Genomic DNA, 21,465 nt, shown 5'->3' with positions numbered 1-21,465 from the left:
TTGCTCAACCGTGGTAGATGGAGCCGGAGGAAATTTCTTTACCATCGTACGAGAATTGCGGTATGCAGTGGCGGGATTAGGTAGGATTGGCCTAAATTCAGTGCGTATCAAATGAAGATTTCTTCTATGAGCAACGCCAAGGAAACCGTAAGCTGCCTGCTCCACCAGGCGGGGATCACCATTGACGGCCCCCAGCCCTACGACCCGCAGGTGCACGATCCCCGCTTTTACAACCGCGTACTGGCGCAGGGCGTACTGGGATTTGGGGAAAGCTACATGGATGGCGACTGGGACTGCGAGGCGCTAGATGAGCTCATCACCCGGGTACTGCGGGCCGACCTCGTCGGGAAGTTGCCGCCCCTCAGCATGTGGTGGCCGGTGCTGCGGGCCAAACTGACCAACCAGCAGGGCAAAAAGAAGTCACTGCGCGTCGGCAAGCAACACTACGACATCGGCAACGACCTCTACGAGCGCATGCTCGACCGGCGGATGACCTACTCCTGCGGTTACTGGAAGAACGCCGCCAACCTGGACGAGGCACAAGAAGCCAAACTCGACCTCATCTGCCGCAAGATCGGCCTGCAGCCCGGCATGCGGGTGCTCGACATCGGGTGCGGGTGGGGAAGCTTTGCGGGCTACGCGGCCGAGCAGTACGGCGCTTCGGTAGTGGGCGTCACGATCTCCAGAAAGCAATTGGAATATGCGCAGCAGCGCTACGGGCACCTGGACGTCGACTTTCGCTTCCAGGATTACCGCGACGTTCAGGAGCGCTTCGACCATGTGGTCTCGGTGGGCATGTTCGAACACGTCGGCCCGAAGAACCACCGGACCTTCATGGAGGTGGCGGAGCGCTGCCTGAACGACGAAGGCCTCTTCCTCCTGCACACCATCGGCACCAACGTGAGCCGGATCACTTCCGACGCGTGGACAGACAAGTACATCTTCCCCGGCGGCGTGGCCCCGAGCGCGGTACAGATCAGCCGGGCCGCGGAAGGACTGTTCACCATCAAGGACTGGCACAACTTCGGCGGGGACTACGACCGCACCCTGCTGGCCTGGTACGACAACTTCGAGCGGCACCGCGGCGAACTGACTGACTACGACGAGCGGTTCTACCGCATGTGGCGCTTCTTCCTGCTCACGGCCGCCGGGGGCTTCCGCAGCCACCGCAACCACCTCTGGCAGATCGTACTGGCCAAGCCCGCCGGGCGGGTGGCTTATGATTCAGTGCGGTAAGGCCCCGGATTACCCGGAGGCCTCGGTGTGCTAGCGGCGGGCGTAGGTCACCTGCTTCACCGCGCGCACGATCTTCTCGGCGTTCGGCAGGAACTCCTCCACAAAGTTGGCGGCGTAGCCCAGGTTCACGTCGGCGGAGTTCACGCGGATAACCGGCGCGTCGAGGTAGTCGAAGGCCGACTTCTGGATCTCGTAAGCAATCTCTGAACTGATGCCCGCGAAGGGCCAGCTCTCGTCGATCACCACGCAGCGGTTGGTCTTCTTCACCGATTCGATGATGGTCTTGCGGTCCAGGGGGCGGATCGTACGCAGGTCGATCACCTCGGCGCTGATGCCCTCACCCTCCAGGATGTTGGCCGCTTCCATTACGGGCAGCATCATTTTGTTGTAGCTCACCAGGGTCACGTCGGTGCCCTTGCGGCGCACGGCGGCCTTGCCGATCTCCACCAGGTACTCGCCCTCAGGCACTTCCCCTTCGTAGCCGTAGAGCAGTTCCGATTCCATTACGCAGACGGGATCCGGGTCGCGGATGGCGCTTTTCAGCAGGCCTTTGGCGTCGGCGGGGTCGGTGCAGGAGATCACTTTCAGGCCGGGCGTATTGGCCATCCAGCTCTCGAAGGTCTGGCTGTGCTGCTGTGCGAGCTGTCCGGCACTGCCGCTGGGGCCACGGAAGACGATGGGGCAGCTGTACTGACCGGCCGACTGGCTCAGGGTCTTGGCGGCGTTGTTGATGATCTGATCGAAGGCCAGGACGGCGAAGTTCCAGGTCATAAACTCCACGATCGGCTTCAGGCCGTTCATCGCCGCACCCACGCCGATGCCGGCAAAGCCCAGCTCGGCGATCGGGGTATCGATCACGCGCTCCGGACCGAACTCGTCCAGCATCCCCTTGCTCACCTTGTAGGCGCCATTGTACTGGGCGACTTCCTCTCCCATCAGGAAGACGGTTTCGTCGCGGCGCATCTCTTCAATCATCGCCTCCCGGAGGGCGTCACGTAGGGCAAGTTTTCTGGCCATTTTCGGTTCTGTTTGCTAAATCGGTTGCCTCACGGCGGTGGGCGGCAAAAGTACGCCACGCTAAACAAATGCCCCAACCAAAGCCTTCCCCTTTCACTTTACTTTCTCCCCCCAGTCGAGTATATGAAAACCATCAAACGTTCCCTTTCCTGCTTTTCGGCCGCTTCCCTGCTCCTGCTCAGCTCCTGCAACCGGGGCTTCGGTTGTCCTACCAACCTTTCGCTTGACGAGCTTGTTTCCGGCCTGTTAGCGCTTCTTATGTAGCGCCCTTTTTTACTTTTTTCTTGCGCGGACGCGGGTGCCCTACCCGGCCGGACGTGCAAGGCCCTACCGGAAGACCATCCCCCATGAACTGGAACCACATCAGTAACGTACACGACATCGAGGCCATCATCGAACGCAGCCATTCCGTTCCCTGCCTTATCCTGAAGCATAGCACCTCCTGCCCCATCAGCAGCATGGCCAAGCACCGCCTGGAACGGCAGTGGGACATCGAGGAAGGAACCCTGGAAACCTACTACCTCGACCTGATCCGCCACCGCGACGTAAGCAACTATATCGCTTCGGAATTCGCCGTGCGCCACGAATCACCGCAGGTCCTGCTCATCCGCGACGGCCGCTGCGTGTACCACGCCAGCCACCTGGACATTCGCGTCGACGAACTGCGGCAGGCCGCCTGAATGGAGCAGTCCGAACTGCTCACCACCGACGACGGCAGCCACAGCCTGCGCAGCGCCCGCTTCGGCGTCAACTACCACAGTACGCACGGTGCCCTGCGCGAAAGTCATCACGTATTTATGCAGGCGGGTCTGTCCGATTGGCTTAACTCTCCCAAGGCCGGGTCAACGGTACGCATCCTCGAACTGGGGTTCGGCACGGGCCTCAATGCCTTGCTGGCCAGGGAAACCGCGCGGCACCACCCGGACATATCGTTTGTCTACACCACCTACGAACGCTACCCCATTTCCGAAGACCTGGTCGGCCAGCTTAACTACCCGGAGGTGCTTGGCATCGGGCGCGACCGCTTCGACGAGATCCACACCGCGGCCTGGGAGGTGGAGGTGCCGCTGGAACCCAACTTCGTTCTGCTCAAGCGGCGGGCGGATTTCCTGACCGATGACCGCGGGGCGGTCCATGACGATCTGATCTTTTACGACGCCTTTGCACCGGAGAATCAGCCGGAATTGTGGACTGTCGAGGCCATGCGCCGCTGCGCCCGTCGGTTGCGGCCGGGCGGCGTGCTGGTGACCTACTGCGCCAAGGGACAGTTCAAGCGCAACCTGCGCGCGGCCGGATTCCGGGTGGAGGCCCTACCGGGACCGCCCGGCAAGCGGGAGATGACCCGTGCGCACCTCATTGATCTTGCCTAGTTTGCCGTACAGCTCAAGAGACTTCTCGTTGTAGGCCAGGGCCGCTTCCTCGGCGGTGCTGAACATGCCGATGTGCACACTGCGCCGGTTTACGGAGATGACCGCCCGGTAGCGGTTATTTTCCTTGTACACGCCGGTGTAGCCGATCTTGCTGGAGGAGCGGCGCTTGCGGCTCGCCACCGAGCGACTGCGGTATTCAAGGTTCTCCAGCCGGCAATCCAGTTTGTTGCCGTTGAGTGAACCCACGAGCTTGCGCTCCCCTACCCGCTTGTGGCCCAGGTAGCGCTCGGCTACCAGCTTGTGCAGGTACAGGGTTACCGTCCGATAGCCTTTCTTTGCCTCTTCGCACTTGAAGGTTTTCTGAAAGACCACGCAGCCGGAAGAATGAAGTCGTAAATTGTCGAATACTTCCAGTTCCCGCAGGTAAGGATCACTGCTCAGCTCCTGAAAGACGTGTTGATCAAGAATCGCCTCCATGGGGGCGTTCTTTAATGGGATTCGGTGTAACATAAAAAAGAATGGTGTGGCCGTTTCAGGCGAGTGACGGACACGGATTGTTTGTGTTATTCACTTTGAGGCTTCAAAACTAACAGATTTTCCCGTATCACGGCATTAATGAGTAAATAATTACGTCAAACCGCCCAATATTCTTCCTCAGGCTCAAGCAATTAAACTATTGTGAAAAATACTGACATTTTATTTCGAACCGCTCAGCTCGCCTGCCTGGCCGATTCGCGCGTCCTGGATAATCCGCGGGTAGGTGCCATCCTGATGCACGAGGGAAAGGTGATCGGTGAGGGCTACCACCACCAGGCCGGGGAGGCCCACGCGGAAGTCAATTGCATGGCATCGGTAAAGGAAGAGGACCGGCCGCTGATCCCCGAATCCACCCTCTTTGTTAGCCTCGAACCCTGCTGCATCAAGGGCCGTACGCCCGCCTGTACCGGTTTGATTCTGAAGGAGAAGGTACGCAAGGTCGTCTTCGCCCAGCGCGACACCACCGACGAGGTATCCGGCCGGGGTGCCGCCATCCTGCGGGAGGCCGGGGTACGGGTAAAGGAATATCCGGATTTCCTGCCCACGGAGCTCACCAATATGAACCGGATGATCTACACCACCGAGCAGCGCCCCTTCATTCTCCTGAAGTACGCCCGCTCGGCCGACGGCTTTCTCCGGCCCAAGGACCGCGGCAAGAAGTACTGGATCACCAACGACATCAGCCGACGGCTCGTCCACCGCTGGCGCACCACCACCAACGCCGTGATCGTGGGGGCCCGCACCGTGATCGAGGACGAGCCGAAACTGGACAGCCGCTTCTTCCCCGGCCCCGACCCCCGGCCGGTCATCCTGGACCTCCACGACCGGCTGTCGGGCCGCGAAAAGATCTTCACCTCCGACGGGCAGCGGCCCCTGGTTTTTACCGGCCGCCGCCCCGCCAAGATGAAGGCCGACACCGTGGAGATCAAGGAAAAGGACCTGAATAAGAAAGCCCTCAAAAAGATCGTGCGCAAATTGCACGACCTGAAGTACAGTCACGTCACCGTGGAAGGCGGTGCCACCACCCTGGAAGCCTTTCTCAGCAAGGGATTGTGGGACGAGGCCCGGGTATTCACCGGCGCGGCCCGCTTCGGCAACGGACTCATCGCTCCGTCGCTGCCCGCGAGCGCCCGGCTGTTATCCAGCGAGATGATCGGTACCGACCGGCTGGAGATTTTCCGCCCGTCGCAGGTAGATAAGCGCTAGCCGCGATCGACCTTCTCGGCTTCGGACCCTACGTGGTCGGCGGCCAGGTGGGCGATGGCCTCCTGGATGATATCACAGGCCTCCATCAGTTCGGCTTCGGAGATGACCAGGGGCGGGGCGAAGCGGATGATGTTGCCGTGAGTCGGCTTGGCGAGCAATCCCCTTTCCGCGAGGGCCAGACAAAGGTTCCAGGCCGTATCGCCTTCCGGACTGTCGTTGATGACCAGAGCATTCAGCAAGCCTTTTCCCCGTACTAGCCGGAGGGTTTCGGGGTGCCGGTCAACCAGTTCCTGCATCCGCTCGCGGAAGAGGCGGCCGAGCCGGCGGGCGTTCTGGGTGAGCTTCTCGTCGCGCACCACCTCCAGTGCCTCCATGGCTACCGCGCAGGCTACGGGGTTACCCCCGAAGGTGCTTCCATGCTGCCCGGGTCGGATCACGTTCATCACGGCATCGTCGGCCAGGACGGCGGATACCGGATAGGTGCCGCCGCTGAGGGCCTTACCGAGGATCAGCACGTCGGGACGCGTATAGGTGGGCTGCCGTTCGCAGTGGCCCGCGCAGGTGCAGTCGCCACACACGCGCAGAAGCGCCCCCGTGCGCCCGACGCCCGTCTGGATCTCGTCGGCAACGAAAAGGATGTTATTCTCGCGACAGGCCGCGGCGACGCCGGGGATGTAACCGTCCTCCGGCACGAAGACGCCGGCCTCGCCCTGGATGGGCTCCACCAGTACGCCGGCAATGGTGGCCGGATCCTCGGAGACCTTACTGCGCAGGGCATCCAGGTCGCCGTAGGGTACCGACTCGAAACCGGGCGTGTACGGACCGAAATTGCCCTTGGCGTTCGGGTCGGAACTGAAACTGATGATGGTCGTGGTACGCCCGTGGAAGTTTTGTCCACAGACTATGATGCGGGCCCGGTCGTGGGGAATGCCCTTCACCTCGTAGCCCCATTTGCGGCAGATCTTGATGGCCGTCTCGACGGCTTCCGCGCCGGTATTCATCGGCAGTACCTTGTCAAAGTGGAAATATTCCGTCAGGTACTTTTCGTAGGGCCCGAGCCGGTCGTTGTAAAAGGCGCGGCTGGTCAGCGTCAGCCGCGAGGACTGTTCGCTCAGGGCGCGCACGATCCGGGGGTGGCAGTGGCCCTGGTTGACCGCCGAATACGCCGAGAGGAAGTCGAAATACTGTCGCCCCCCGACGTCGTACAGGTAGACGCCCCGCCCCTCGCTCAGTACTACGGGCAGCGGGTGATAGTTGTGGGCACCGTGGCGGTCCTCAAGGTCGATGTATTGCTGGCTGGTCATGGGCTTTCTTTAGGGCTAAGGTAGCGCCTGCCCGTGGCATACCCAACGGCCTGGCGGCACCACCTTTACCAGCCACCCGCGCCCCCGCCGCCCACTCCACCCCCGACGGAACCGCCGCCCCCGGAGGCCGACGACGACACCGGCGTGGCGCTGCTGCCCGCCACCTGGGTGAAGCGGTCACTGAAGGTTGCGGCGTGGAAAGGAGTCCCGCCGCCGAAGTACCATACCGGCCGATAAGCAGCCGGGTCAAACAGGCCCTGAAAATAGTCCGTCCACTTCGTGTGGATGCCGAGGGCAATGGCGTAGGGCAGCAATTCCTCGTAGTGTTCCCGGCTCATCTGCGGAGCGTTCAATAACCGTTTGCGTTTGGCTTCCGACAGGCTGAGGTATTCCTTGAGGGCGGCAATTTCCGTGCGCAGGCGTACCAGTTCCGGGCTCGGCCGCCGGATCAGCCAGATGAAAATCCCCAGCCCGGTCGCACCCAGGACCATAAAAGCGATGGCCCAGGGCCAGACGAGTGCGTCGGTAGCGTGAATGCTGGCGAACACCCCCGCGGCGACCCCCAGAAGGTAGATGCCCAGTAAAGGCCAGACCTTCCCCAGGTTTTGCTTCACGGGATACCGCTCCGTATACGCATCCGACACCGCTTCGTGGTGGGCCTGGGAGGTCTTGTAGAGCTTTTCGTCGTATTCCCCCTTCATAACGACGCTTTCCTGCCCCGCAAACAACCGTTCGTACAGCATGGCCTGCTCATCGGGCAGTTCGCCGGGGGCCGGGCGCCGGTTCGTCTTGCGCAGAAAGTAGCGGTACTGGGTACCCAGCCAGCCGGACTCCTCCTCGGACTCAATTGTCAAAAACCCCCGGGTGGCCAGCGCCAAAAGCGAGGCCGTGAATTCCTGAGTGGGGGAAGCCCCGAAGTCGGAAGCCAGGTAGCTCACCGCGGCCGGGGAAAGTCCCTGGGGTGGAGCAAAGACGTGGCCCACCTGCGGGGCCGGCGGGTCTACGCCGTAGGTCCGCCAGCGGGTGAACGCATAGTAGCCCGCGCCCAGCGCGCAGAGCACGAACAGCAGTAGACTACCCTCCCGCTCGAACCAGTTCGGGGGTGCCTCCGGCACCGCCGTAACAGGATCGACTGCCCGAAAAAAGCCCGGCTCGAAACCAGCGGCTACCGAAAATTGCTCCCCGCGACCGAAAGTCCCCTGCCCGGTGAAGGAAAGTTGTCCGCCCTCGGGGGCCGTCTGGGTACAATTCCGCTGCGTGGCCCCGTCTGCCCCGGTATAGCAGGCGTACTGCACTACTTGCAGACCGTCGGGCAGGTGCAGGGTGGCGGTGGCCTTTTCTACGGGAAGCGTCACGTCCGGCCCCACTACCTCGAACTGCAGTTCATCCAGGGTCTTTTGACTTTGTACGGCCCCGCCGATGCGGTAGCGGATCCGGTAGGTGTAGGTGCCCGGCCGGAGGGTCTTCTTCTTGTCGCCGGCGTAGATGGTCAGTTGTCCGCCCGACCGGCGGGTATGGTAGGGGCTTTCCGCGCCGTCGCGATCCACGGACAGGATTTCCAGGGGGTGGGCCTTTACTTCGGGCAGGCTGCGGGTAATGCCGCGCTTCACCGATTCTCCTTCGCTGACCACCGTGAGGTGTTCGGCAACCTCGATCGAACGGTCTTTTTGCGGGTACACATCAGCGTGCCACTCCGTAAATCGCTCCTGGGCGGCGGACAAAAGGGTGAACAGACAGAACAGGAGGGTAAGCGTGGGGCGCACGGGCGATAATTTTCCGGAAAATAGCCGCCGCCCCACCCCCACCGCAATTTTCTTCGACGAACGGGGTATAACGGTATCCTTACCTTGGTCGGATGGTATGGTGCTTACTCCTGTTGACGGCCGGATTCGCCGTCTTCCTTTTCCAGTGGCTCCCGCGGCGCATTATCCGTCCGCGGCGGCGGCTCATCAACCTGGACCCCGGCGATTTGGGCTTCGCCTTTGAGGCCAGCACGCTGCTTACCGACGACGGATTGCACCTGGCTACCTACTACGTACCCGCCACCGGCCCGGCCCGCGGCAACCTGCTTATCCTGCACGGCAAGGACAGCGCCCGCGAACTCTACCTGGAATACCTGCCGCAGCTCGTGCCCTACGGCTACAACGTACTGCTCATCGACGCGCGCGCCCACGGCCGCAGCCAGGGTACCTACACCACCTTCGGCTACCGGGAATGGGCTGACGTGGTTGCGGGCGTCCGCCGCCTGCGCTACCTGGCGACCGGCCTTCCCACGGGGGTATTCGGCCACAGCATGGGGGGTGCGGTAGCCCTGCAGGCCATGGCCCGCAGTCCGGAAATCGACTTCGGCATCGTGGAAAGCGCCTTCACCCACCTGGGCGACATCACCCACGCCTACGCCTGCCGGCAGAGCGGGCTTGACCTGCCCCGGCCGGTGATCGACTGCCTGCTCGACCGCGCCGACCATATCGCCGGATTCGAGCACCGCCGGGTCGAACCCCTGCGTGCCGCATCGCGGGTGCGGCAGCCGGTCCTGGTCATCCACGGAGCGGAAGACCGCAACATCGACGTCGACCAGGGCCGCCAACTCTACGCCGCCCTGGGCAGCCGGCAAAAGGAACTCTTCATCGTGCCAGGGGCCGGCCACAACGACATCACCGAAGTGGGTGGCGACTTTTATTTCCGGCGGCTGCGCGCTTTCCTCGACGAGGTAACGGCCGTCCACTAAGGCGGTATCTTCCCGGCATGGAGGCCCCCACCCGCTACATCGTCCACCTCGTCGCCCGGCACAGCAACTGGCACCCGCGGGACATAGATCGGACGCTGCGCGACGACGTTTACGCCAGCCGGGCCGACTGGCGCCAACTCCTGCAGTACCTGCTGCTGGGGGCCGGAGCCTCCTTTCTGCTCAGCGGCATCTTCTTCTTTTTCGCGTACAACTGGGCCGCCCTTCCGGCGCCGATCAAGATCGGCCTACCGGTGGGCGGTTTCACCCTGACCGCACTGGCCGGTCTTTTTCTGCCGCTGGGGGACCTGGCGCGCCGGGTGACCCTGACCGCCGCCGTCGTCCTCATCGGTGCCATCCTGGCGGTACTCGGGCAGGTGTACCAGACCGGGGCCAACGCTTACGACCTCTTCCTCACCTGGTCGGTACTCACATTGCCATGGCTGGTGGCCGTCCGGTTCGCCCCCCTGTGGCTGTTGTTCGTGGGCCTGATCAACGTGACCTTCATCACCTACACCCAGCAACTCGGCATCGAGTTGGCCTATCTCGTTTCCGGCATGCTGCTCTTCGGGTTCAACCTGGCGGCCTGGGGATTGATCTGGTGGCTGTTCCGGTGGCGGACCGGCTTCGACTGGCTGCTGCGCGTGATTGCGTTCTGGGCGGTAATCATCGCTACCATCAACATCAGCGCCGGGGCCTACGACGGGCAGCCCTGGCAGTTGATTTTCACCGTTCTGCTGGCCGCGGTCACCTACGCCGGCTGGACCTGGCTCAGCTTGCAGCAACGCTCGATCTACTACCTCGCGCTGGTTGGCGGCGGTACGCTCATCACCCTCACTTTTCTTATCCTGCGGTGGATGGATTCCGCACCGGGCTACCTGCTTGCCGGCACCCTGCTGCTGGTGGGCATCACCTTGCTCACCCGGCTGCTCAATCACCTTAATCTCGGCTGGCGTGTACGATGACCTGATCGAACGCTGGCGCACCCGCGCCGAGGTGCCGTTCACGGTTGACCAGTCGTCGCTCTCCTCGGCGCGGGCAGCGGACGAAGGCGAAGAAACCGAACCGGCCGTGCGCGCGCTGGCGGGCCTGGGTGGCTTCCTGGCCAGTCTGGTATTCCTGCTGTTCCTCTGGCTTACGGACGTACTCGAACGCCCGGTCGTGGCGCTCAGTCTCGGCGGCACCTTGCTGGTGATCACCCTGTGGCTCGGCCGGCGGCCCCGCCAGGCTTTTCTCGCCACCACGACGGTTTGCGGCTACCTGCTGGGGGCGGGCCTAATGATGATCGGGCTTCCGCCGGGCATTCCCGACGAACTGCTCATTTTGCCGGTGCCGGGGCTGGCGGTCCTGACGCTGATATTCACCCGCCAATACTACCTGGTGGCACTGGCCACCGTTTCTTTCCCCGCCTGCCTGCTGTACCTGCACCTGGTGGACCGCTCCGGCGCCTGGGTGTGGCTGGCGGTGGTCCTTTCCGCGGCGGCGCTGGTGGCGGTGACCTTCTTCGAGCACCGGTTCATCCACGATCGCCGGCTCGCGCCCCTGCGCACGGGCGTGGTCTTCGGACTCCTGATGAGCCTGCTGTGGTTCCGCTGGGGCCAGTGGATGGTGCCTTCCTCGGGCGGATTGTCTTACGCCTCGGTGCCCTTTGCGGGCTGTTTCCTCCTGCTGGTGCTTAGTTTCCGCAACCGTCATTTCTTCGGCGTCGCTTCCGGGGTGGCCGGACTGGCCTACTTCACCGCGCAGTACTATTACGACCTGCGTTGGACCCTGCTAGGCAAATCGCTGACCCTCATGGCGGTGGGTACCCTGTTCCTAGTGGCCTATTTCCTGCTGCGGCACAAATTTTCCGCCCGTGAGAAAGCGTGACCGCATCCTACTCCTCCTGGCTACGGTAGCCGTACTGGCTTACTTGGGCTGGTTCATCGTCGACAAGGAGCGCATCCTGCGGGAGGGAGAACTGGTGCTTTTTGAACTGGCGCCGGTCGACCCGCGATCCCTGCTGCAGGGTGATTACCTGGCGCTGCGGTATTCCATCGGTGACGAACTGGCGCTGGAGGAACTGCCGGTGCGCGGGTATCTGGTCTTCGCGCGCGATTCATCCGGGGTGGCCCGTTTGCTGCGGGTACAAAACGAAATGGAACCCCGGGCGGCCGGTGAAGGCATCCTTCAATTTCGGCGGCGGCGCGCGGGTGCCGTGGAACGTGGGACGATCCGCATCGGCGCGGAAAGTTACTTTTTCGAGGAAGGGACCGGCGACCGCTTTGCCCGGGCGCGTTACGGCGGATTGCGGATCGACGATCGCGGACGTGCCGTGCTGGTGGGCGTCTGGGACGCGGCGCGGGAACCGATCAGGTGAGGCGGGTACCAGACTTGAGGCCCAGGTAGCGGTCGATCACCGCATGACAGCCGTAAATCACCGGCGTGAGCAGAATGGCCATCGTGAACTTGAAAACGTACTGTACCGTACCCACGGCCAGGAGCCGCGACCAGGGCCAGGGCTCGGATACCCCGCCGAAGAGTTCGGGACCAAATTTGAACGCGACGAACAACACCACGAAACTGTCCACCAACTGACTCACCAGGGTGGAACCGGTAGCCCGTAGCCAGAGCATCCTTTCACCGGTCCGTTCGCGGATGCGGTGAAAGACGAAAACGTCGGTCAGCTGGCCGATCAAAAAGGCCGTGACGGAGCCGACGATTATGAAGAGGCCCTGCCCGAAGGTAACCCGGAACGCGGCCTGGTTATCCGGCACGCCCTGCACCTGCGCCCCCGCCCTCCACCATTCCGCGGGTGTCAACTGAATGGCGAAGAAAATCATGACGAAGGCATAAAGGATGAGCACGACGGTGAAGTAACTCAGAAGCCTTACACCCCGCTCACCGTAGTACTCGTTCAGCAGGTCGGTCACCACGAATACCACCGGCCAAAGCAGTACCCCGGCACTGAACTGCAGGGCCCCCACTTCACCGAAAAGGTTGAAATTCCAGGGCTCGAGGCCCAGTGTATCCTCCAGGGCGAATATCTTCACCCCGATGAGTTCAGCTACGAGCGCATTGGCCACGAAGAACCCTGCCAGAAAAACGTAAAGACGACTGGGGCGGTAACGGACAACTTCATCGGTGTAGAGCAAGGGAAGTGAATTATCGGATGACCAACACAATATGGCATCTTCACCGTCTATCCCGTCTATAATCCCCTTTGAAATGCGCGAAATTTTAGCGTTCGTATTCTTCTTTTGCTTTGCCTGCCTGTCGGCTCAAAGCGGTGTGGGACCCCTATCAGCAGACGTCAGACCGGGCGACTCCACCCAGCAACACCAAGTCGTTCTGCTCGACTACAGCACCTTTCTCGGCACGGTCGTGGCGGTGGACGACGACAGCCTGCGGATGCGGGTGGTAAACATCGCGGAGCCCCTCACATTCCCGGTAAGTCAGCTGCGGAAGGTGCGCGTCGTCCGGGAAGGCGGGGCAGCCCCCGCACCCGAAATAGGTTTTGACGACTTCACCTTCGTACGTTCGGCCCTGCCCTTCGGCGGTCGGCGGCGCTTTAAAACCGTATCACTGGCTTACAACGTACTGGATTTCAACCTCAATCGCCACCTGCAACTCACCGTAGGCAACGCGGCCCTGCTGGGCCTGACCTTCGGGCAACGGTTCCGCACCTCGGCCAAGGATTGGCTCCACCTTGGCCTGAGCAACGAGATGCTCCTGGTGCCCATTGTGACCTTCTCGGGAGGCGGGATCGGGGTCGGGGGCGACCTGACCGGACTGGTGACCATCGGCAACGAGGACCAGATGTTCAACCTGGGCGTCGGGATGCTCTACGCCTTCGGGGGCGGGGCGGTGCCGGCTTACCGCGTTGGCGTTGGTACCCGGCTGAGCCCCACGGTGCACGTTTACGGAGAGATGTTGGCTGTGGGGGATGCCGGTGATCAGCTGATCTTGCTCCCAACCCTCAACGTGGCCCTCACCCGTCGGCGGCACCGCTGGAGCTTCGGACTGGCGACGACGGTGGTGGACAGCGAGAATTTCCTGTACCTGCCCCTGCCCTATTTGAGCTACGCCGTTTACTACTAGCTTTGCGGCGTGAACGCCATCATCGGAACCGACCCTGAAGAAGCCGCGCGCCGCCTGCGCCTCGGACAACTTGTGGCCCTGCCCACCGAGACGGTGTACGGCCTCGGGGCCAACGCCCTCGACGCCGCGGCGGTGAGCCGCATCTTTGCCGCCAAGAACCGACCGAGTTTTGATCCCCTGATCCTGCACCAGTCTTCCCCCGACCGCATCCTGAGCTATGCCCGCCACGTACCCGAAGCCGCGCGGCGCCTGGCCGAGGCTTGCTGGCCCGGTCCGCTGACACTGGTACTCGACCGCATACCGGCGGTGCCCGATCTGGTTACTTCCGGACTTGACACCGTGGCCCTGCGGGTGCCCGCCCACCCCCTGATCCGTGAAGTGCTGGAAGCGGTGGACTTTCCCGTGGCGGCGCCGAGCGCCAACCCCTTCGGCTTTGTGAGCCCGGTGAACGCCACCCACGTCGGTGAGCAACTGGGCGACCGCATTGATTACATCCTGGACGGCGGACCCTGCCGCGTGGGCGTCGAAAGTACGATCGTCGCCTTCCCGGAGGACCGGCCTACCGTATTGCGCAAGGGGGGTACGACATTGGAGCGGCTACAGGAGATCCTGCGGGAGCCCGTGGCCGTACAGACCCACGGCAGCAGCCGACCGGCGGCACCCGGTATGCTCACGCACCACTATTCGCCGGGGATAAAATTGCATTTGGTGGAGCAGGTCGAACGTGCGGGCAGTTCCGACCACGCCGTAGTGCGTTTCGGGGAGCCCGCCCGGAACGCGCACGAATTCAGCCTTTCCGATACCGGTGATCTGGAAGAAGCCGCGCAGCGTCTCTTCACCATTTTGCGTTTCCTGGCCGGTGGTGGTTACCGGGAAGCTACGGTGCCCCGGGTGCCCGACCGCGGCTTGGGCCAGGCGATCAACGACCGATTGCGGCGGGCAAGCCAATAATCGGGCCGGGTTAACAATCTGCCGCGGCTCGTGTTTCGGACATTGCAATTGACCCCACCATGCGTTTCATTTTACCCCTTTTGCTGCTTTCCCTCCTGTTTACCGCCTGCGGCTCGGATCCGGAAGTACCGGTTGAAGAAGCGGCCGCCCTGGAAGGAAGGTGGGTGCTTACCGAAGCCCGGCGCGACAATGTCAAGACGGGTCTGCTCGACGGGCTCTACTTCGATTTTGGCACCGACGGCGCCTTTGAAACCAATTTGATGACCGGGGAGCCGCAAACGGGCACCTACCGTCGGGAAGGCGATGAGATCAGCACCTCCGGCGTGGCCCTGCCCCTGACCTACGAGGTGCAGGACCTTGCGGAAGATGAGCTGGTGCTCCGCGCCCGCCACGAAGGCTTCCTGTTCGATTTTGCCCTTGTTCGGGGCGGGGTGGCGGAATAAGGCGCCTCAGGTAGGGGTTCAGCGCAGGAAATAGTGCTGCAGGTCGCCGACGGTCTCGATCTGGCTGGCTTCTTCCTCTGTGAGGTAGTACTCCAGTCGGCTTTCCAGTCCGGCCACTAACAACTCAATATCCAGCGCATCCAGAAAGAGGTCTTCCCGCAGACGGGTAAAGGTGTGCAGCCGGTGGCCGGGCAGGCGAAGCTCGCTGCTCAGGTTCTGCATCAAAAGGGCACTGCGGGAGGTCATGGCCGGGTGGGTAACTTGTGTCATACTGTTCATTTGGCGGCCGTTTTGCAGGCTTGGGTAATTAAGCGAATATTCGCTGGGGAGAACGACAAGGGATGGGAAAGCGTTGCCTAAGTCGTAAAATTTATTCTATTTAGAACCCTTCCTTACCTTCGGGCATTCCCTTCGAGCGACCTGGTTTTCCAGGCCGCCGATAATCGAATATTATGAGTGATTTTTCCGGGCTGAACCGTCACGCCCCCCGCCGCTGGAATACCGAACCTTTTGGTGAGAACAGCTGGACCATGTTTAAGGTGATCAGCGAATTCGTCGAAGGTTTCGAAGTCATGAACCGCATCGGCCCCTGCGTAAGCATCTTCGGGTCCGCCCGCACCAAGCCCGACCACAAGTATTACAAGACCGCTACGGAAATCGGTCGCCTGCTCGTTCGCCAGGGCTACGGCATCATCACCGGCGGAGGCCCCGGCATTATGGAAGCCGGCAATAAAGGTGCCCACGACAGCAAGGGGGCCAGCATCGGCCTCAACATCGACCTGCCCTTCGAGCAGAGCAGCAACGCCTACGTGGATCACGACAAGGACATCGACTTCCGCTACTTTTTCGTGCGCAAGGTGATGTTCGTCAAGTACGCCCAGGCCTTCGTCTGCTGCCCCGGCGGATTCGGCACCATGGACGAGCTCTTCGAGGTGCTTACCCTGATTCAGACCAAGAAGATCACCCCCGTGCCGGTCATTTTGGTGGGCACCGACTACTGGTCCGGGCTCCGCGACTGGATCTTCAATACCATGTCGGAGCGCGAAAAGACCATCAGCCCGCAGGACATCGACCTCATCCCCATCGTCGATACCCCCGAAGAGGTACTGGCCATCATCCAGGAATTCTACGACGAAAAGGGCGGGCGCCTGGAGCCCAATTACAAGCTCTGAAGGAAAATTAGTGGTCGGTGACGGCCACTCTCGAGGATAATATTGATGGACTGAGGGGCCCCTATGCCTCCACCTGGTCCAGCACCGTAACCCGGCGCGCACCCGCAATGGCCCGTCGATGGTACCGGAGATCGTTGGCGATCACCGCCCGGTCGGCGCGGTTGCTGATCCCGGCACGGGCATCCGATACCAGCACCCGAATTTCATGCTCGATGTAGCGGCGGTACGAGAGCCTGTCCCCGGCCAGTTGCAGCAAATGGTACAGCATCTGAAACAGCCGCCGCATCACCAGCGGATCCTGCTTGGCGTAGCAGCGCATCTCCTGCATCAGGGCCACAAGCACCTCCTGGTACCCGTGACGCGCAAACCAGACTTCCCCACCCTCCTTGGAACGGTAGACATTGTGCAGGGGCACGTCCATCAGTTCGGCCAGCACTTCGGTCTGCCGGTCGATGACCATAAGGGCCGTTGCCGGGTCGTTGATGCCGGGGGACAGGGCCTTCAGGGCAATCTCCGTGAGCTGTTTTAAATTCGGCAGGTACCAGTCGTCAAACTGATCGGGGATCGGCGACACGGCGGCAAGTACGCGCTCTATCTGATCCTTATCGAGGCGGTGCTCCGTCTGCAGGATGGGTAACCCGCGAGGGACGTACTGGCCCTTGCTGATGCCGATGTAAAAGCGTGTACCGTACTCGATACCCAGCTGGGCCAGGGTGTCGTGGTCTACCGTGCCTACGTAGCCGCCCAGCGGACTGGGGATGGCGTCCCAGAGCAGTACTTCGGGCGGTATACTGCCTTCTGCGTATCCTTTTTCACTCCACGTGCGCTCGCGATCCAGACTGGACATCGCGTCATTGGCCGTGGCATCGATGATGCTGCTCACCTGGATCTTGCGCGTGATGGTGGTCACGAAGTACACGAAAAGCACCAGACAGGTGATGCCCAGGATGGTGCAAATCAGGATCGAAAAATTGGGGATGCTGTATTCGTCGTTGCTGCGGATTGACAGCAAGACTGTGATGGTCAGCACGATGGTTGCCAGGTTGAGCCCCATGACGAACTGCAGGGCACGGTCGCCAGTCAGCTTGGGCAGCAGGCGGGGAGAATAGCTGCTGGCCACCTGGTTGAGCAGACTCATGATTTGCGTGAAGGTGAAAACGGTAAGCGTGATCAGCCCCCCGATAAACATGCCCAGGATGGTGCGGGCCGTATCCTGACTGGTTATGGCCAGGGCCGGGAAGATTTCCGTAGCGTGCTTGCTGATCTCAGTGTTTTTCTCCAGCCAGAAAAACAGGAAACCCAGCAGCACCGCGGCGATGATCATGGGAACGGGCAAAAAGGCCACGCTCCTGACGGCTTGCTTGGCGAAGGTCTGAAGTGTACGGTAGATGTGTCCCATATTATTCACGCAGCCCGCGCAGCACCTCCCCTACGGCGGGACAGACCAGGCTGTTTCTAAGCGTCAACGGGAGCAGGGGTAACATGTTTTTCCGGTCGGTGTGGGGATATTCCCGGCAGGCCTTCGGGCGGGCCTCATACACCGAGCAGTAATTGTCTGCCCCCAGAAAGGGACAGGGCGCCACCTGCAGGACGTAATCCTGCTCGTCGTCGAGCCGCAGGTAGCGCTCCACCAGTTCCGCGGGCCGGATACCGAGGTGACGGGCCAGGCGGTCGATGTCGATGTCGCGGAAGATCGGACTGGTGGTTTTGCAGCAGTTGGCGCACGTCAGGCAGTCGATCCGCTCGAAGGCGGCCTCGTGTTCCTCGTGGATCCGCTCGTCCAGGTCGCGGGGCGGCCGGGCCCGGAGGCGGGAGATGAATTTCCGGTTGGCCTTGTATTCGTGACCGGCGCGTTCGAGTTCCTTGCTGACGTCCATTATACGGCTATCGGGGCCCGGATCGCGGGCCAGGGGTCGTAATCCCGCAGTTCGATATCCTCAAACTGGATCTCGAACATCCCCGGGGCGGAGGCCGGAATGTGCAGGCTGGGGAGCGGGCGCGGCGCGCGGGTGCGTTGCAAGGTCGCTTGTTCCAGGTGGTTTTGGTACAGGTGGGCGTCGCCCAGGGTATGTACGAAGTCACCGACCTCGAGTCCGCATTCGCGGGCCACCAGATGGGTGAGCAGAGCGTAGGAGGCAATGTTGAAGGGTACCCCGAGAAAGACGTCGGCCGAACGCTGGTACAGTTGGCAGCTCAACCGCCCCTCGGCCACGTAGAACTGGAACAGGGTATGGCAGGGGGGCAGCCCCGCCTTCACCATTTCGGGGATATCGGTGGGGTTCCAGGCAGTGACGATGTGCCGTCGGCTGTCCGGGCTGCGGCGGATATTCTCGACCACTTCCCGGAGTTGGTCGACGCCGTTGAAGTCGCGCCACTGTTTGCCGTACACCGGTCCGAGTTCCCCCCACTCCGCGGCAAACGCCGCATCGTTGGCAATGCGCGCGGTGAACTCCGCGAGGGCGGCTTTCCACGCGGTGCCGTGCTTGGGCAGGTCGGCTGCCCGGCCGGTGGATTGCAGGTAGTGCTGGAAGGGCCATTCGTTCCAGATCCGTACGCCGTTCTGTACCAGGTAACGGATGTTGGTGTCTCCCCGGATGAACCAAAGCAATTCGTGGACCACGCTTTTCCAGTGGACCTTCTTCGTGGTCAGGAGCGGAAAACCGGCGCGCAGGTCGTAGCGGGACTGGTAGCCGAACACGGACAGCGTTCCGGTACCCGTCCGGTCGCCCTTCGGCGTGCCCGATTCCAGAATGTGGCCCAGCAGGTCCAGATACGTTTTCATAAGCAGCCTTTATCCGACACCCCGCCGGAAAACCACGCTAAGGTAAAACTATCCCCGCGTACCGGACTTTATACGGTGGTTCGCCCAGGCGGGCCGTAGGACCCTAACCCGATACCTTTCAACCCGCCCAGCATGAGTGCTCAATTTCCTCATATGCCTTCTCCCTTCTTCAATGGTCAGACCGCCATCGTGACCGGTGCCGCTACCGGGATCGGTTTCGGCATCGCCCGTTACCTCGTGGAGAACGGCGCCTCCGTAGTCGTGAACGACATCAACCCCACCGCCACGGCCGAGGCCGTAGGGGAATTGAACAGCTTCGGACCCGGTCGTGCCTTCCCGTACGTGGGTGACGCCGGCAGCGTGGACTTCGTTTATGAACTGGTGGACTTTGCCGCTACACTCGAGAACTCGACCCTGAAAATGATCGTGGCTAATGCCGGACTGACGGAATTCGGCAGTTTCTTTGAGTTCTCCGAGGAAAGCTTTGACCGGCTTACCGCCCTGAACCTCAAGGGTACTTTTTTCCTGGCGCAGGCGGCGGCGCGACAATTCCGCCAGGAGGGCACGGCAGGACGGATCGTGCTGATCGGCTCCAACGTTGGCAACCGGGCCTATCCGGACCTGGCCGCCTACGGCATGTCCAAGGCGGGGATCGCCATGCTGGCCCAGCAACTTACCCTCGACCTGGCTCCCCTCGGCATCACCGTAAACTGCGTGGCCCCGGGAGCCGTGCTTACCGAACGTACCGAAATGGAGGAACCGGACTACGCCGGCGTATGGTCCATCCTGAACCCCACGGGCCGCGTGGGCCTGCCCGCCGATGTGGCAGCGGCGGTCGGCTTCCTGCTCGGACCGGGCGGGGCGCACATTACCGGGCAGCAGCTACTCGTCGATGGAGGCTGGTCGGCCTACGCCGCCTCGCCGCAGTTCGTCGATCGCATCCGCGAAGGCGCAAAAAAACCGCAGGTATAACTTCACCTTTACCCGCCGTCCCACGTTTAACGAGCACTTTTACTTACTAACACAAACCAACCATGCAACGCATCATCTTTCACTCTCTGCTCTTCGGCGGCCTCCTCTTCGCCGTGAGCTGCAACACCCCGTCTAACGGTGCCCCGGAGACCACCCCGCCGCCGACGGCTGAACAGCCCGATATGGCTTCCACCGACGACGGTATGACCAACGATCGCGGCTACAACATCGCCGTGCTCGACACTACCGTCAAAAGCCCCCGCAAGGAGCTTACCGGTACGGTCAACGGCGTAGACGTAACCATCAATTACGGTAGCCCCGCAGTCAATGAGCGGACCATCTACGGTGACCTGGTGCCCTACGGCAAGGTCTGGCGTACGGGCGCGAACGAAGCCACCCGCATTACCTTCAAGCAGGACGTAAAGGTCGGCGCCGAAGGAGCCACCCTGCCCGCCGGTACCTATTCACTCTTTACCCTGCCCGAGGACAAGAACAACTGGACGATTATCTTCAATAAGACCGCTGACCAGTGGGGGGCCTACGATTACTCGGAGGCCGACGACGCACTCCGCGTGAAGGGTATGGCCGAGGAAGTTTCCACTCCCGCCGAGCGGATGGATTTCGCCCTGGACGACAACAACGTCGAGATGATGTGGTCCGACCTGGTGATCAGCTTCCCCGTGGCCCCCGCCGCCCGCTAGCGACCGCCGCCGCCCTTGGGCTTGCCCCCACGGCCGATGATATCACGCCCCTCGCTTGGTTTAGGTACCTCGCGGGGGGCTTCGTCGTATTTATGGGTAAAGATTTGCTCTTCTTCCTTCCAGCGGCCGTCCTCGCCAAGACTGAGCAGGTGGTAGCTGCCGTCGGGCATATTCACGGGCCCCTCCCCGTAGCTGCCGGGCATCATCACCAGGTTCTCAAAGACCACCCCGTTCAGTTCGTCATCGAATCGTAGGGCCACCGTGGCTTCCGCGCCGTACATGAGGATCAGACGGGCCCGGTCGGGCAGCAGCAGGCCGGATTCGGAGTAGGTGTCGAAAATCGGCATTCCGAATACCGCCTTCCCGGATGGATCGAAGGACAACACGTCCAGGATCTTGCGCCGGCGATAAGCATCGTAGCTGTCGTAGCCGAACACGAAGTAGTACGGCCTACCCTGGTATTCCCCACCCTGTTGGATATCGTAGACTACGTATCCCAACCAGTTGTCGGCCGTCACTACGGCGTTTTCCGGATTTTCCAGCCAGCTTTCGCCGCGGTCGACCAGGGGAATGAGTTCCAGCTCCTGGGAGTTGCGCTGGATGGCACCGTAATGGCGGTAAGTTTCGCGGTCCACGTAAAGCTCCCAGGAGAAGATGCGGAAACTGCGGTCGTCGGGATACTGAATGCTCAGGCCGGGCACGCCGGCGAAGTCGTACTCAAAAGAGTGCGGGCGATCCAGTACGGCCACCAGTTCCTTGATGAGGTCCCGGCAGGCCTGGAAGCGAGCCACCTCCGAACTGTCCGTGTAGACGGTCTCGACGAGAGCGGCCAGCCGCTCCTCCGCCGCGGCCATTTCGGCGCGCGCACCTTCGGAAAGGTCCCCCGTTTGGGCGGAGAGGCCCACCGAAGCGAACACGAGGAACGTCAAAAGCAATCTACGGTAGTACATAAGTAAGATTAGGTCTTCA

Annotated in this window: 24 protein-coding genes; 14 read left to right on the top strand and 10 right to left on the bottom strand. The window is 61.9% G+C overall.

Annotated features, from left to right (window positions below; translation table 11 throughout):
- The first annotated feature begins 111 nt into the window (after positions 1–111).
- Entirely contained in the window at positions 112–1,236 is a 1,125-nt protein-coding gene (cfa, locus tag E4021_RS10760; RefSeq protein WP_211097002.1) for a cyclopropane fatty acyl phospholipid synthase, read from the top strand.
- Positions 1,237–1,266: 30 nt separating this feature from the next.
- Here cfa and E4021_RS10755 read toward each other — a convergent pair whose 3' ends face one another.
- Positions 1,267–2,253: a pyruvate dehydrogenase complex E1 component subunit beta gene (locus E4021_RS10755; protein WP_136459229.1), complete on the bottom strand. Its 987-nt coding sequence runs from the start codon at positions 2,251–2,253 to the stop codon at positions 1,267–1,269.
- A gap of 347 nt (positions 2,254–2,600) precedes the next feature.
- Here E4021_RS10755 and ytxJ point away from each other — a divergent pair, with 347 nt between their 5' ends.
- Positions 2,601–2,933, top strand: a complete 333-nt coding sequence (gene ytxJ, locus E4021_RS10750; RefSeq protein ID WP_136459227.1) for a bacillithiol system redox-active protein YtxJ — start codon at positions 2,601–2,603, stop codon at positions 2,931–2,933.
- Entirely contained in the window at positions 2,934–3,623 is a 690-nt protein-coding gene (mnmD, locus tag E4021_RS10745) for a tRNA (5-methylaminomethyl-2-thiouridine)(34)-methyltransferase MnmD (protein WP_136459225.1), read from the top strand.
- Here mnmD and E4021_RS10740 read toward each other — a convergent pair.
- Positions 3,564–4,100 (bottom strand): Pathogenesis-related transcriptional factor and ERF protein, encoded by a 537-nt coding sequence (locus tag E4021_RS10740; RefSeq protein ID WP_136459223.1) that lies wholly within the window; start codon positions 4,098–4,100, stop codon positions 3,564–3,566. The genes mnmD and E4021_RS10740 overlap by 60 nt on opposite strands.
- 201 nt (positions 4,101–4,301) lie before the next feature.
- Between E4021_RS10740 and ribD the strand changes: the two genes are divergently transcribed.
- The gene (ribD, locus tag E4021_RS10735) at positions 4,302–5,366 is read left to right on the top strand and encodes a bifunctional diaminohydroxyphosphoribosylaminopyrimidine deaminase/5-amino-6-(5-phosphoribosylamino)uracil reductase RibD (protein ID WP_168797561.1); all 1,065 of its coding nucleotides are present in this window, start codon (positions 4,302–4,304) and stop codon (positions 5,364–5,366) included.
- Here the strand turns inward: ribD and rocD are convergent.
- Together rocD and E4021_RS10725 are read right to left on the bottom strand one after the other, a co-directional pair.
- A complete protein-coding gene (gene rocD / locus E4021_RS10730) occupies positions 5,363–6,670 on the bottom strand; it encodes an ornithine--oxo-acid transaminase (RefSeq protein WP_136459219.1) in 1,308 nt (435 codons plus the stop codon). The two genes, ribD and rocD, sit on opposite strands and share 4 nt — an antisense overlap.
- Before the next feature lie 65 nt (positions 6,671–6,735).
- Positions 6,736–8,433 (bottom strand): DUF2207 domain-containing protein, encoded by a 1,698-nt coding sequence (locus E4021_RS10725; RefSeq protein ID WP_168797560.1) that lies wholly within the window; start codon positions 8,431–8,433, stop codon positions 6,736–6,738.
- A gap of 92 nt (positions 8,434–8,525) precedes the next feature.
- Between E4021_RS10725 and E4021_RS10720 the strand changes: the two genes are divergently transcribed.
- Genes E4021_RS10720 through E4021_RS10705 form a run of 4 tightly spaced genes read left to right on the top strand, consistent with a single transcriptional unit; the run spans position 8,526 to position 11,754 of the window.
- Positions 8,526–9,398: an alpha/beta hydrolase gene (locus E4021_RS10720; protein ID WP_136459215.1), complete on the top strand. Its 873-nt coding sequence runs from the start codon at positions 8,526–8,528 to the stop codon at positions 9,396–9,398.
- Between the two features lie 17 nt (positions 9,399–9,415).
- Entirely contained in the window at positions 9,416–10,360 is a 945-nt protein-coding gene (locus tag E4021_RS10715; protein ID WP_136459213.1) for a DUF2157 domain-containing protein, read from the top strand.
- A complete protein-coding gene (locus tag E4021_RS10710) occupies positions 10,350–11,264 on the top strand; it encodes a DUF4401 domain-containing protein (protein ID WP_168797559.1) in 915 nt (304 codons plus the stop codon). The genes E4021_RS10715 and E4021_RS10710 overlap by 11 nt, the downstream gene beginning before the upstream one ends.
- Complete coding sequence (locus E4021_RS10705; RefSeq protein WP_136459209.1) at positions 11,251–11,754, top strand: GDYXXLXY domain-containing protein; 504 nt, start codon at positions 11,251–11,253, stop codon at positions 11,752–11,754. The genes E4021_RS10710 and E4021_RS10705 overlap by 14 nt, the downstream gene beginning before the upstream one ends.
- Here E4021_RS10705 and E4021_RS10700 read toward each other — a convergent pair.
- Complete coding sequence (locus E4021_RS10700; protein WP_136459207.1) at positions 11,747–12,529, bottom strand: queuosine precursor transporter; 783 nt, start codon at positions 12,527–12,529, stop codon at positions 11,747–11,749. The genes E4021_RS10705 and E4021_RS10700 overlap by 8 nt on opposite strands.
- Before the next feature lie 73 nt (positions 12,530–12,602).
- Here E4021_RS10700 and E4021_RS10695 point away from each other — a divergent pair, with 73 nt between their 5' ends.
- The 3 genes from E4021_RS10695 to E4021_RS10685 are packed head-to-tail and all read left to right on the top strand — an operon-like array spanning position 12,603 to position 14,869.
- Positions 12,603–13,475: a KOW domain-containing RNA-binding protein gene (locus E4021_RS10695; protein WP_136459205.1), complete on the top strand. Its 873-nt coding sequence runs from the start codon at positions 12,603–12,605 to the stop codon at positions 13,473–13,475.
- 9 nt (positions 13,476–13,484) lie between these two features.
- Complete coding sequence (locus E4021_RS10690) at positions 13,485–14,426, top strand: L-threonylcarbamoyladenylate synthase (RefSeq protein WP_136459203.1); 942 nt, start codon at positions 13,485–13,487, stop codon at positions 14,424–14,426.
- Between the two features lie 59 nt (positions 14,427–14,485).
- The gene (locus tag E4021_RS10685; RefSeq protein WP_136459201.1) at positions 14,486–14,869 is read left to right on the top strand and encodes a hypothetical protein; all 384 of its coding nucleotides are present in this window, start codon (positions 14,486–14,488) and stop codon (positions 14,867–14,869) included.
- A gap of 18 nt (positions 14,870–14,887) precedes the next feature.
- On the opposite strand, the gene E4021_RS10680 is transcribed toward E4021_RS10685, so the two are convergent.
- Positions 14,888–15,139 carry an acyl carrier protein gene (locus E4021_RS10680; RefSeq protein ID WP_136459199.1) on the bottom strand — a complete coding sequence of 84 codons (252 nt, stop codon included), beginning with the start codon at positions 15,137–15,139 and terminating at the stop codon, positions 14,888–14,890.
- 182 nt (positions 15,140–15,321) lie between these two features.
- Between E4021_RS10680 and E4021_RS10675 the strand changes: the two genes are divergently transcribed.
- Positions 15,322–16,041 (top strand): LOG family protein, encoded by a 720-nt coding sequence (locus tag E4021_RS10675; RefSeq protein ID WP_136459197.1) that lies wholly within the window; start codon positions 15,322–15,324, stop codon positions 16,039–16,041.
- A 61-nt stretch (positions 16,042–16,102) separates the two neighbouring features.
- On the opposite strand, the gene E4021_RS10670 is transcribed toward E4021_RS10675, so the two are convergent.
- The 3 genes from E4021_RS10670 to thyA are packed head-to-tail and all read right to left on the bottom strand — an operon-like array spanning position 16,103 to position 18,823.
- Positions 16,103–17,440 (bottom strand): DUF2254 domain-containing protein, encoded by a 1,338-nt coding sequence (locus E4021_RS10670; RefSeq protein WP_136459195.1) that lies wholly within the window; start codon positions 17,438–17,440, stop codon positions 16,103–16,105.
- A 1-nt stretch (position 17,441) separates the two neighbouring features.
- Entirely contained in the window at positions 17,442–17,918 is a 477-nt protein-coding gene (locus E4021_RS10665) for a YkgJ family cysteine cluster protein (RefSeq protein WP_136459193.1), read from the bottom strand.
- Complete coding sequence (thyA, locus tag E4021_RS10660; protein WP_136459191.1) at positions 17,918–18,823, bottom strand: thymidylate synthase; 906 nt, start codon at positions 18,821–18,823, stop codon at positions 17,918–17,920. Before thyA ends, E4021_RS10665 begins: the two co-directional genes overlap by 1 nt.
- Positions 18,824–18,976: 153 nt before the next feature.
- Here thyA and E4021_RS10655 point away from each other — a divergent pair, with 153 nt between their 5' ends.
- Together E4021_RS10655 and E4021_RS10650 are read left to right on the top strand one after the other, a co-directional pair.
- A complete protein-coding gene (locus tag E4021_RS10655) occupies positions 18,977–19,795 on the top strand; it encodes an SDR family NAD(P)-dependent oxidoreductase (protein WP_136459189.1) in 819 nt (272 codons plus the stop codon).
- 62 nt (positions 19,796–19,857) lie between these two features.
- On the top strand, positions 19,858–20,496 hold the full coding sequence (locus E4021_RS10650) for a DUF2911 domain-containing protein (protein ID WP_211097001.1): 639 nt from the start codon (positions 19,858–19,860) through the stop codon (positions 20,494–20,496).
- Here the strand turns inward: E4021_RS10650 and E4021_RS10645 are convergent.
- A complete protein-coding gene (locus E4021_RS10645) occupies positions 20,493–21,446 on the bottom strand; it encodes a hypothetical protein (protein ID WP_136459187.1) in 954 nt (317 codons plus the stop codon). The two genes, E4021_RS10650 and E4021_RS10645, sit on opposite strands and share 4 nt — an antisense overlap.
- Positions 21,447–21,465 lie beyond the last annotated feature (19 nt).

The organism is Neolewinella litorea, from assembly GCF_004803465.1.
Taxonomy (GTDB): Bacteria; Bacteroidota; Bacteroidia; order Chitinophagales; family Saprospiraceae; genus Neolewinella; species Neolewinella litorea.
The sequence above is the reverse complement of the archived record's forward strand: the minus strand, read 5'-3'. Positions and strand labels throughout refer to the sequence as shown.